Source organism: Psychrobacillus antarcticus (assembly GCF_029533155.1).
Taxonomy (GTDB): Bacteria; Bacillota; Bacilli; order Bacillales_A; family Planococcaceae; genus Psychrobacillus; species Psychrobacillus antarcticus.
Genome location: NZ_JAIZDB010000002.1, coordinates 78,876 through 90,895, shown reverse-complemented (window position 1 = coordinate 90,895; position 12,020 = coordinate 78,876). Strand labels below are relative to the sequence as shown.

Annotated in this window: 13 protein-coding genes; all 13 read right to left on the bottom strand. The window is 36.2% G+C overall.

Annotation, left to right across the window (positions count from 1 at the left end):
- Window positions 1–17 precede the first annotated feature (17 nt).
- Entirely contained in the window at window positions 18–740 is a 723-nt protein-coding gene (rpsB, locus tag LDK52_RS01530) for a 30S ribosomal protein S2 (RefSeq protein WP_277584190.1), read from the bottom strand.
- 151 nt (window positions 741–891) lie between these two features.
- The gene (locus LDK52_RS01525; RefSeq protein WP_277584189.1) at window positions 892–1,368 is read right to left on the bottom strand and encodes a DUF6115 domain-containing protein; all 477 of its coding nucleotides are present in this window, start codon (window positions 1,366–1,368) and stop codon (window positions 892–894) included.
- Between the two features lie 8 nt (window positions 1,369–1,376).
- The gene (locus LDK52_RS01520; RefSeq protein WP_277584188.1) at window positions 1,377–1,679 is read right to left on the bottom strand and encodes an RNA polymerase subunit sigma; all 303 of its coding nucleotides are present in this window, start codon (window positions 1,677–1,679) and stop codon (window positions 1,377–1,379) included.
- 343 nt (window positions 1,680–2,022) lie between these two features.
- On the bottom strand, window positions 2,023–2,796 hold the full coding sequence (locus LDK52_RS01515; protein ID WP_277584187.1) for a FliA/WhiG family RNA polymerase sigma factor: 774 nt from the start codon (window positions 2,794–2,796) through the stop codon (window positions 2,023–2,025).
- A 115-nt stretch (window positions 2,797–2,911) separates the two neighbouring features.
- On the bottom strand, window positions 2,912–3,229 hold the full coding sequence (locus tag LDK52_RS01510; RefSeq protein ID WP_277584186.1) for a hypothetical protein: 318 nt from the start codon (window positions 3,227–3,229) through the stop codon (window positions 2,912–2,914).
- Window positions 3,229–3,726, bottom strand: coding sequence for a chemotaxis protein CheD (locus LDK52_RS01505; RefSeq protein ID WP_277584185.1), 498 nt, complete (start codon window positions 3,724–3,726; stop codon window positions 3,229–3,231). The genes LDK52_RS01510 and LDK52_RS01505 overlap by 1 nt, the downstream gene beginning before the upstream one ends.
- A 1-nt stretch (window position 3,727) precedes the next feature.
- The gene (locus tag LDK52_RS01500) at window positions 3,728–4,357 is read right to left on the bottom strand and encodes a chemotaxis protein CheC (protein WP_277584184.1); all 630 of its coding nucleotides are present in this window, start codon (window positions 4,355–4,357) and stop codon (window positions 3,728–3,730) included.
- A 3-nt stretch (window positions 4,358–4,360) separates the two neighbouring features.
- Window positions 4,361–4,816, bottom strand: coding sequence for a chemotaxis protein CheW (locus tag LDK52_RS01495; RefSeq protein ID WP_277584183.1), 456 nt, complete (start codon window positions 4,814–4,816; stop codon window positions 4,361–4,363).
- Window positions 4,817–4,846: 30 nt separating this feature from the next.
- Window positions 4,847–6,904: a chemotaxis protein CheA gene (locus tag LDK52_RS01490; protein ID WP_277584182.1), complete on the bottom strand. Its 2,058-nt coding sequence runs from the start codon at window positions 6,902–6,904 to the stop codon at window positions 4,847–4,849.
- Between the two features lie 14 nt (window positions 6,905–6,918).
- Window positions 6,919–8,016: a protein-glutamate methylesterase/protein-glutamine glutaminase gene (locus tag LDK52_RS01485; protein ID WP_277584181.1), complete on the bottom strand. Its 1,098-nt coding sequence runs from the start codon at window positions 8,014–8,016 to the stop codon at window positions 6,919–6,921.
- A complete protein-coding gene (locus LDK52_RS01480; RefSeq protein WP_277584180.1) occupies window positions 8,016–8,888 on the bottom strand; it encodes a MinD/ParA family protein in 873 nt (290 codons plus the stop codon). Before LDK52_RS01480 ends, LDK52_RS01485 begins: the two co-directional genes overlap by 1 nt.
- Window positions 8,872–9,987 carry a flagellar biosynthesis GTPase FlhF gene (gene flhF, locus LDK52_RS01475; RefSeq protein WP_277584179.1) on the bottom strand — a complete coding sequence of 372 codons (1,116 nt, stop codon included), beginning with the start codon at window positions 9,985–9,987 and terminating at the stop codon, window positions 8,872–8,874. The genes LDK52_RS01480 and flhF overlap by 17 nt, the downstream gene beginning before the upstream one ends.
- Entirely contained in the window at window positions 9,984–12,017 is a 2,034-nt protein-coding gene (gene flhA, locus LDK52_RS01470) for a flagellar biosynthesis protein FlhA (RefSeq protein ID WP_277584178.1), read from the bottom strand. The genes flhF and flhA overlap by 4 nt, the downstream gene beginning before the upstream one ends.
- Window positions 12,018–12,020: the final 3 nt, after the last annotated feature.

The following is a 12,020-nucleotide window of genomic DNA, read 5'->3' as shown; positions in this document are numbered from 1 at the left end:
TTCGTATTACTCAGGTCTTACTCAGCTGCAACTTCATCAGAAGTTACTTCTTCGTCTTCACCTTGTCTTGCTTCAAGTAATGCATCCGCCATTTTAGCCGTTAATAATTTAACCGCGCGAATTGCATCATCATTTGCAGGAATTACATAGTCGATTTCATCTGGATCACAGTTTGTATCAACGATTCCTACTAATGGAATGTTCAGTTTGATTGCTTCTGCAACAGCAATACGCTCTTTACGTGGATCTACTACGAACATTACATCTGGAACAGCTTTCATATCACGGATACCGCCTAAGAATTTAACAAGACGTTCGTGTTGTTTTTTAAGTTGAACAACTTCTTTTTTAGGTAGTACTTCAAAAGTACCGTCTTCTTCCATTTTTTCAATGGCTTTTAAACGAGCTACACGTTTTTGAATAGTACCGAAGTTAGTTAAAGTACCACCTAACCAACGTTGGTTAATGTAGTAGTTACCTGAACGCTCAGCTTCTTCTTTAATAGCTTCTTGTGCTTGCTTTTTAGTTCCTACGAAAAGAACTTTCCCACCGTCTTGACCTACTTGACGCATGAAAGCATAAGCTTCTTCTAATTTTTTCACCGTTTTTTGAAGATCGATGATGTAGATTCCGTTACGTTCAACAAAAATGTATTTTTTCATTTTTGGATTCCAACGGCGAGTTTGGTGACCGAAGTGAACACCAGCCTCTAATAATTGCTTCATTGAGATTACTGACATGATATATTTCCTCCTGTTTTGGTTTAGTCTTCCGCATTCATCATTTTTCATTAGCTACTCTATAAATAGAGCACCTGCTAAGTCCATCCGAACTGCGTGTGTATTCATACCGTTTTCTAATATAACATATCTTTTTTATACTTTCAACTATTTAGTTGTTAAATTTCAGATAAAGTTCCACTTCAGTCTTTCCTATTTGCAGCATTTTTGCTATTTCGTCAGGGCTTTTTCCCTCTTCATGATGAAATATCACTTTTTCTCTCACCGTTTCAGGGACTTTTTTTGTAGTCGTTTGAGCAGTTCTCAAATAACTACTTGCCGCTATTTGTTTAGATACGAAAGAAGTTGGAAGTTCAAAAGTTGCAACTTCTTTTATTGACGACTTTTCTGAAGTTTTCGGAACTGCTTTTTTGGGTACTTCTGTATTTTTTAGTTCCTGTAAAAGCCGATTATTTTCATCTGTAATTTCTGATATATAAGCACTAAAAGAATCTTCAATATCGAGTAAGACTTGTTGCTGCTTTTGTTCCATCTCATTAAACCTTGAAATCTTGGCATTTAAAAGAGCAATAAAGTAAAAACTTATTACTTGCAATAAGAATAATATTATTAAAATAGTCGTTATCATAACTGCTCCTAACCACTAAAATCTACAAAGTTCCCTTTGAATGGATGCTTTGTCTCTTTCATTTCGCGTTCTCTTGTTTCTCTATTTTGGCGCTCCTGCTCTGCTTGTTCTCTTTTTTCTTCTTGAGAGCTAGTTTCAGAGGTCTCGTTAGACTTCGTAACCGTTTCTCTATTTTTTTCTAACTGTCTTTCTGAGGCTGCTTGTGCATTCGATTGATTGATGGCGCTTTGTTGTTGGATTTGATCGGCTATTTTACCTGCATCAAACGTTTTAGGAATAGCTATTTGAAGTTCTGCTAATTTTAAGCTCATAGTAGTATCCCCTTTTTCTATTCGCGTCAATTTCATAAAGTAGTAATTAGCAGAAAATCCAAACAAAGTTGATTTCCGCTTCAGGCGGACGCTTTCCGTGGGCACGGCTTCAATCTCCTCGGGCCAACAGGATGTTGGTCACGAAGGCGTTGCCACAGGATGTGGCGCACTTAGCCTTTGTCCCTATTAAGCGTTTCTGCGGGGCTTTCAGCTCGTGCATTCCCACTGGAGTCGCCGCCTTGCGCTCCAATCAACAAAATCCACATTATATAAACCAATAATCGAATATAACATCACATATATATTCGTGGCTTATATTAAAATAAGTAATTATGAAATTGACTCAGACGTTCATCATTTCATTCATCAGTAGTTTTCTAAGTTTAAAAAGTGCTTTTGAATGAATTTGAGATATTCTAGAAGTAGATAAGCATAGCATCTCCCCAATTACTGTGAGCGTCAATTCCTCTGTATAAAACAAACTTAACACTAATTGCTCATTGTCATTTAATTGTTGAATTTGATCGGCTAAATCTCCGATTAGCTCACGTTTAACCATTTGTTGTTCAGGAGTTTTCAGAGAATCATCTCGAATGACATATGATTTGCTTTCAGTTTCTTCACTTTCTTGTAGTTGCTCATCGATTGACAGTACATTAGAGAAAAAATGCTCCTGTACGGTATTATATACATCTTCTACAGGCATTTCGACAAAATCTGCTATTTCTTCAGCAGATGCATGCCTCATTAACTTTTGCTCTAGTTCTTCAATTTTAGTTTCTAGTTTCTTTGCTTTTTCTCGCGAAGAGCGTGGTAGCCAATCTTCTTTTCTCAACCCATCAATGATAGCCCCTCTTACGCGAAACGAAGCATACGTATCAAATTTTAGCTCTCTCCTATAATCAAATTTATTGAGCGCATCAAATAGACCCATCATTCCTAAACTTTTAAGCTCTTCTTTTGATATATTTTTAGGGATACCTGCACCGATTCTTTGAACATGATAGTTAACTAGAGTTATATATTTTCTCATGAGTAAATCTCCGGCCTGAGGATCTTTGCTTTCAGTCCAACTCTTCCAAAGAAGCTGCTCATCTGTCGAATCTTGATGTGTCAAAATTATCCCCCTTCCCCAATATATCTCTTTAATATGATTATTATAACAAAAATCTCATAAAAAAGGGGGAGTCGAAACTATCGACTCCCCCTTTTTTTCAATCCATTCTACTTTATTAGTAAGTTTGTGCGTTTGGTTGTTCCTCTTCCTTTAACATTGTCTTCACTAGCTCTGCATAATCTTCTGGAGAAATTTCGGATTTTAAGATTTCAGCATCCTTCTCTGTAAAGACATCCTCGGTTTCTTCTGGTGGATTGCTTATTATATAACTAATAATTGCTCTAGCCAAAAATGTGAGAAGAAAAAATACAAAAGCAACCATTGACGCTTCAAGAATAATTCCCTTACCTTCTATAAAAGGATAAGAAAATAAAAAATATACAGTAAAAGCAATAAGCGCTACCCAAAAATTAGAAAGAATAGTTCCTACCATTATATATTTCTCACTCCTTGGTTCACTGTTCGAATATTTAATAGTTTTGTAGAAGGATCAAACTCAATCGTTCTACCACTATTCCCTCCAGTATCTTCTGCGATAATAGGAATTGAATACTTTTTTAAATACTCTTTAACTGCCTCGACATTACGTGGCCCGATTCTCAATGTATCTCTTACAGAAGAGAACTGAAACATTTGAGCCCCCCCTGCAATCTTAGCTTTTAGCTTATAAGGTTGAATTCCTTCTAATTTTAACTGCTCCACCATCGCAGGAATTCCAGTATCTGCAAATTTCGCAATATTTATCGCTCCTGCTCTTCCAAGACTAGAATCTGGTAGCATAACGTGTACCATACCAACTGTCGTTGATCTCTCGTCATATAGAACAACTCCTACGCACGAGCCAAGCCCTGACGTTCGTATTTTGTCGGGGGCTTTTGCAATATTCATATCTGCAATACCGACTTTTACTATTTGACCTTGTACATTCATATTAGTTAACTCCCAGAGCTTTAAAAATAGCATCAAATGATTCTGGATCAGGTAATAAAAAGAAATGTCCTTTCACACTTTCTTCATTTGGAACATCCTCTTCATTTATAGCAGTATCAATCACAATGACATAATCACTTATATGTGATAACTCTACTAAACCAAAACTTATGATAGCACCAACCATATCTACACTCAGAGCAGGTACAGTTGGATATATTTTTAAACTTGTAAAATCTGATAATGCAGATAGATAAGAGCCTGAAAGTATATTGCCGAGCTCTTGCATGGCAGATACACCTATTTCAGATACTTCACCTGTTTGAAAATCGAAGGTTTCATCTTGTATCAATCTTCGTATAAATCGATTTGCTTGTTCTACAGGTAATACAAAAAACATACTACCTGTTACATCACCTTCTATACGAAGATAAATACCGGCAACCACTCTTTCTGGTCCCCCAGCTAAATCCATCATATCGTCAAATGATACCATTTCCACTTTCGGAACTTTCATATCAATCTTTTTGTTTAATAAGGTCGATAATGCGGTTGCAGCATGAGCTGCACCAATATTTCCTATTTCCTTTAAAACATCTAAATGCATAGAAGTTATTTTATTATCGTACATCTCTTAAACTCCTGACTTAATAGGATTTAATACAAGATTTAAGTTCAGTAGGATTAAAAGACGTCTATCGATTTTTGCTACTCCAGCTATAAAGTCTTGTTCCATACCACCAACCACTTCAGGCTGCGGTTCAATTGAATCGAGTGGTATATCCAATACATCATTAGCCGAGTCAACAATTACACCAACATCCATATCTTCCAGCGTTATTATTATAATACGAGCAGATTCACTTAAACTACTCTCCCCAAGGCCAAAGCGTTCCTTTAAATCTATAATAGGAGTAACTACCCCTCGTAAGTTAATAACTCCTTTCACAAATGAAGGAGTTTTAGGGACACGTGTAATATATATCAGTTTTTCAATACCTTGAACCTGACTCACAGGTATTACATATTCTTTGTCTGCCAATTGAAAAACGACTACTTTTAAATTTTGAAAATCTACCGCTTCTGTCATAATGCTCTCATCCTTTCTAGTAGACGCTATTTAACTGATTAATGCATTACAATCTATAATTAGTGCTACTTTACCATTACCTAAAATAGTGGCACCAGAGATTGCGAACACACTTGATAAATAGGCACCAAGTGATTTTAAGACGATCTCTTGTTGACCGATAAACGAATCTACTACGAGACCAGCCATTTTATCTCCTTTACGGACAAGAACGACAGAGTGAAATTCATCATCAGTACTTTCTCTAGGAACATCAAATACATTTTCTAAGAATACTAATGGAACAACTTTTCCACGGAAATCGATCACCTTTTGGTTATGAGCATTTAATATATCAGAAGAGCGGATAATAGCCGTCTCAATAATAGAAGAAAGAGGTATAGCATAAATTTCTTCACCAAGTTCAACTAGCATTACGGAAATAATAGAAAGCGTTAAAGGTAATTGAATAGAAAATAATGACCCTTGCCCTTCCGTTGATGAAATATCAATAGTTCCGCCAAGGGATTCAATCGTCGTTTTCACCACGTCTAATCCAACGCCTCTACCCGATACGTCTGAAATAACATCTGCTGTGGAGAACCCTGACGACAGAATAAGCTCTGCTACTTGTTTATCACTTAACGTTTGAGCTACTTCATTTGAAACAATTCCCTTTGATATTGCTTTTTTCAAGACTTTCTGACGATTAATACCTGCACCATCATCCTCAATCTCGATAAACACATGATTTCCACTATGGTATGCACGAAGTACGACTGTACCTTCCTCTGGTTTACCATTAGCTAAACGGATTTCAGGGCTTTCTACTCCATGATCTAAGGAGTTTCTTATTAAATGTACAAGTGGATCTCCAATTTCATCAACAACTGTTCGGTCTAATTCTGTTTCAGCACCGATTACTTCTAAATTGATTTTTTTGTTTAAATCACGCGCTAACTGACGTACCATTTTTGGGAATCTATTAAATACTGTTTCAACAGGAACCATACGCATATTTAATATAATATTTTGTAGGTCTCCAGTTATACGAGACATACGTTCTACTGTTTCATCTAACTCGCTATTATGTAAATCTTCTGAGATTGATTGTAGACGACCGCGATCAATTACTAACTCCTCAAATAAGTTCATCAATATATCTAATCGTTCAATATTAACACGAATCGTTTTACTAGATTGAACTGAATTATTTTTAGATGTCGGCGATTTTTCAGGAGATTTAACTTCAGCTATTTGTTGCTTATCTTCAATGATATTTGCAATTTCTTTAACTGGAGTATCTTCTATGTTCAACTCAAAATTATTTCGTTTTTTAAGTTGTTCTATTGTTACAGATTGCACGAGTACTTCTGTTACTTCGGAGACTTTCATTAATTTCTTTTGCACATCTTCTGAAGGTTCATTTGTAACTAAGGCTACATAGAAAATTTCATCAAAATCTTCTCCCTCTAACTTTTCAACTGATGGAGAAGATTTTATAACGTCTCCCATTTTCTCTAACAATTCAAAAATCATATATACTCTTGCAGCTTTTAATAAGCAATCTTCACGCAGTCTGACAGAAATTTCATACGTAAAGTAATTCTGTTCAAATGATTGTTCAATAACTGTCATATCATAATCGTCATAAGATAACCAATTTTTCTCTTGCGCAACATTACTTACTATAGCGAGTTCTACTGTAGTTGCAGCAACAGGAATTTCTTCACCCGTTTCTATTTTATGCAGCTTTTGTACGGTATCTGTTACATCTAGCTTTCCTTCTCCTCCTGCAGCGATATCCATTACCATTTCTTCCAATTGATCGACTGCAACGAAAACAACATCTAATAATTCAACTGTCACATTCAGACGGCTATTTCTAATTTCATCTAAAACATTTTCCATCTTATGCGTTAAATTTGCGATATCTTCATAGCCCATTGTTGCGGACATACCTTTTAAAGTATGTGCAGAGCGGAAAACTTCATTGACAATCGCTATGTTCTCAGGATTTTTTTCTAGTTCTAATAAATGTTCATTACAAGCTTGTAAATGCTCCTTACTTTCTTCTATAAACATTTCCAAATATTGACTTGTATCCATTAATTTACACCCCTTTAAGATAGATATTGTATGATGGTTTTTGCAATTAAATCTAAATCCACTACTTCATTTACTAAATTAGTTTCAACTGCCGCCTTTGGCATTCCATAAACAATGCAAGTACTTGCTGCTTCTGCAATGGCCACGACATTTCCGCTCTTTTTCAACTGTTTAAGACCAAGAGATCCATCAGAACCCATTCCAGTCATAATAACGGCAATTTTATCAAAATCATTAAACTGACTGTTATCTTCAAAAAGTACATCTACCGCCGGCCTATGCCCTGAACGGGGCGCTTCTTTGTCATTTAGAACAATGTAATAGGATGAAGCTCTTTTTTGAATGCGCATATGATAGCCGCCTGGCGCAATATACGCATGACCATTTTCAAGCAAATCCCCGTCTTCTGCCTCTTTTACCTCAATTGCAGATAATTGATTGAGCCTTTGCGCCAATGATTTGGTAAACCCAGCAGGCATATGTTGAACGATTAAAACCGGAGCTTTCATATCGCTTGGAAGTTTTGTAATTACTTCTTGAAGAGCTCTTGGTCCTCCTGTAGAAGTTCCAATTAAGACCATTTTATCCCTTAACTTGTCCCACTTAATCACATTAGAAGTGTTTGTTATGTTTTTTACTTCTACATTTTTGTGTGCAATATTATTTAAAGGTGATAAGGAACGTTTCTTCATTTTATTAATGGATACTTGCGCTGCATTTTCTACTTTTTGTACTAATTCCTCTTTAATCTTATGTAAATCTAAGGAAATAGTGCCGCTTGGTTTTGCGATAAAATCAATGGCGCCATATTCCATTGCTAACATTGTACTTTCGGTTCCACTTTTTGTTGTACTTGATAACATCACAACGGGTACAGGCGTATCCACCATTATCCGGCGCAATGCCTCCAAACCATTCATCAATGGCATTTCAACATCCATTGTAATGACATCTGGGTGGAGAGTTTTTATTTTTTCTATGGCGTCCTGCCCATTTCTTGCAATACCTATTACTTCTATCGATCGATGATCAACAAAGAAATCACTAATAAGTTTTCGCATAAATGCGGAATCATCTACTATTAAAAGTTTCTTTTTTAATCTAACTTCCATCATCTCACGTCCTTCTTTGAAAAAAGACTTTTTAATCGAGATATGAATTTGTTGTGCTTAGGAATAGCTTCTTCTGCATCTTCAAAGTCAGTAAATGCAGAAGCTATTTTTACTAACTTTTTCGTTATTTCAGCCTGGGGATATAAAATAGAAAATGGTATTTGTTCCCTTACTGCTTTCCGAACAACTGAATCCTCAGGTAATACGCCTAGTACGGTAATCTCTTTGGAGAGAAATTTGGACATGGCTAGCTTTAACCGCCCTGTTGTTTCCACCCCTTCGGCATCGGTAAAAGCCCTGTTGCAAATTAGGAAAAAGTTTTTATCAGAATCCTTATAGTAAATATATTTCATCATAGAATAGGCATCTGTGATAGATGTTGGTTCTGCTGTAGTTATAACAATAATATCGTCAACAGAAACTAACAAATCCAACGTCTGACTCGTAGCACCTGCCCCCATGTCAAACACAATATAATCGAAGTTTCTCTGTAAATATTCGAAAGCCTCTATTAACCGATTGAACATTTCGTCGGTCCACTCCATCACGCCACTTAAACCGGAACCACCAGAAATGTATTGTAAGTTGTTTGGTCCTTCAAACATCACTGATTCTAATGGCTGATCACCGGCTAAGTAGTCCTTTAAATTAAATGGAACTGACTTTCCAAGTAAAATATGAATATTTCCCATTCCAATGTCCATGTCAATTAGAATTACTTTTTTACCTTGTCCACATAAAGTGGTAGTAAAATTTATGGAAAAGTTACTTTTTCCAACTCCTCCTTTACCACTAACAACAGCTATTGATCGCCCAAGCTTGTTCTGGTTCCGAAGCATTTTCATTCTTAGTTCTTCAGCTTGATCTCTCATAACGAATCCCCTTTAAAAATAATTTGAGTAATTCTTCAAGACTAGCTTCCATAATATCTTCCGGGACTTCTTGACCATCTGTATAGTAAGCAAGTCCCTTATTATATTTAACCATTAAATTGATAATTGAGCCAATAGTATTTGTTTCGTCTACCTTAGTAAATATAAATTTTTCGATAGGAAATTCACTAAATTGCTCTATGATCACTTCCATATCCTTTTGTTTAGATGTGGATGAAAGTACAAGGAAAGTTTCCGTATTCACTTCAAATTCCATTAACTTTTGCAAATCTCTCACAAATTTTGTTTCTTTATAGTTCCTACCAGCTGTATCTATAAATACAATATCTAGCTTTTCAAACTTCACCATCGCTTCTTGTAAGTCTTTTTCGCTATAGACAATTTCAAGAGGAGCTTGCAGTAATCCTGCGTATGTTTTTAGTTGTTCAATTGCAGCAATCCTATATGTATCCGTCGTAATAAAACCAACTTTTTTCTTTTTTTCTAAAACTGCTCGCGCTGCCATCTTAGCGATGGTCGTCGTTTTTCCAACACCCGTTGGACCGAGCACATTTATATATTTCTTCGTATATGATATCCCACCGAACGGCAGATGCTCCATTTGTGTTTGGAGGAAGTTTTTCGTAATAGTGATTTGATCTTCTATTTCAAAAGCATCCGCATTATTTTTCAGATGCATAAAAAGCTCATCACTAACAGGTGTGATAAGCTCCTCTGACAATTCTTGCTCCTGTAAAAAGTCCATAAGAGTTTTCATTTCTGTTGGATATGAACTCAACATTTCTGGACGTTGAATGTTTTTTACCATTTGTTTTAAGTCTTCTAATTCTTTTATTATCTCTATCGAAACATTTTGAGTTTCTTGAGGCACTGTAGATTGCACCTCAAATGTACTTATTGGTTGTTCGATTGTGTCTACACCTGCTAGTACTTCAATCGTTTTTTTCTTAAACATGCCTAAAAAGCCTTTTGAAAAGACTACCTTTGAACTTAAAATAACTGCGTCGTCACCTAGGTCTTTTCTTATTAACTTCATTGCTTCTGGCATTGTACTTGCCGTATATTTTTTCATCTTCAATCTACATTCACCACCCCGACACTTTGTACCTCAATGGAGGACTCAAGTTCATTATAAGAAAGAATTGGTACATGTGGGAAATATCTTACTGTCATTTGTCTAACATACGTTCTTACAGCAGGCGAACAAAGAATGATAGGAGACTGTTCCATCATAGACGCACGCTCTACTTCTTTTGCCATAGACTCTAATATTGCTTGAGAATCATTTGGATCTATCGATAGATAGTTACCATGCTCTGTTTGTTGAATACTGTCAGCAATGAGTTTCTCCACTTTTCCAGAGACTGTTAACACTTTTAGTACATTATTATTTCCAGCGTATTGTGTGGTTATTTGCTTAGCTAGAGATTGTCTTGAGTATTCAGTTAATACATCGGCATCCGAGGTCATTTTTGAATAGTCTGCTAGCGTTTCAAAAATGATTGGCAAATTCCTAATAGATACATGCTCTCTTAGTAGATTGCTCAATATTTTTTGAATTTCTCCCACAGTTAATGGCGTAGGCGTTAATTCGTCTACTAGAATAGGATAAGTCTCTCTAATATGGTCAATTAATTGTTTTGTTTCCTGACGACCTAATAATTCATGTGCATTATTACGAATAATTTCTGTCATATGTGTGGAGACAACGCTTGGTGGATCTACAACTGTATATCCTAGTATTTCTGCTTCTTCCTTCACAGATTCCGTTATCCATTTAGCAGGTAAACCAAAGGAAGGTTCCACCGTATCAATACCCTCGATTGAATCATCATCACCAGGACTCATTGCCAAATAATGATCTAACAGAAGCTCTCCTCTTGCCATTTCATTGCCTTTAATCTTAATACGATATTCGTTTGGTTGAAGCTGAATATTATCACGTATTCGAACAACAGGAATAACTACACCCAATTCAAGTGCAAGTTGTCTACGAATCATTACGACACGATCAAGTAAATCTCCGCCCTGTGCAGCATCCACTAACGGAATCAATCCATATCCAAACTCGAATTCGATTGGATCCACATTTAGCAGATTAATAACATTTTCTGGACTTTTCATATTATCTGTTGTTACTTCCTCTTCAAATTCTTCTATTTCGTTTGGATCTTCTTTACTTGCTTTACTAATCATATACGCTCCGGCTGCAAGTGCTATTGAAATTGGCAATGTAAGAACTAATCCAATCGGTGTTACGATACCTAAGAGTGTTATTGTAACGGCTGCAACATATAAAAGTTTTGGCTGGTTAAATAATTGCCCTGTAATATCTGCACCAAGATTTCCTTTAGATGCTGCTCTTGTTACGACAATCCCAGTTGCAGTAGAAATTAATAATGCGGGAATCTGGGAAACGAGACCATCTCCGACAGTAAGTGTAGAAAATAGTACCGCTGCTTCTCCAAAAGGAAGACCGAATTGTACAACCCCGATAATAATACCAAAAACTAAGTTGATCAGAACAATGATGATACCTGCAATAGCATCTCCTTTAACGAACTTTGTTGCACCGTCCATTGCACCGTAAAAGTCTGCCTCACCACTAACCTTTTCACGTCTTTCACGTGCTTCTTTCTCGGAAATCATACCAGCGTTTAAATCAGCATCAATACTCATTTGTTTACCAGGCATCGCATCTAGTGTAAAACGAGCAGCAACTTCCGCAACACGCTCGGCACCTTTCGTAATTACGATAAAGTTAATAATTACTAAAATAGCAAAGACAACTAAACCAACAAGCATATTTCCACCTGTAACAAATGTACCAAACGTTTCAACGACTTTACCCGCATCCCCCTCTGCTAAGATTGCTCTTGTCGTAGAGATATTTAAAGCAAGCCTAAACAATGTAACGAGTAGAACAATTGTTGGAAATACAGAGAACTCTAAAGCTTCTTTCATATTCATAGCGGTCATCAATATTAATAATGCCAGCGTAATATTTATAATAATAAGAAAACTTATCAACCAATGAGGAAGAGGTATTACGAGCATCGCCACAATTGATATTACAGCTGCCAATACGGTTATGTCGCGGACTTGCATATA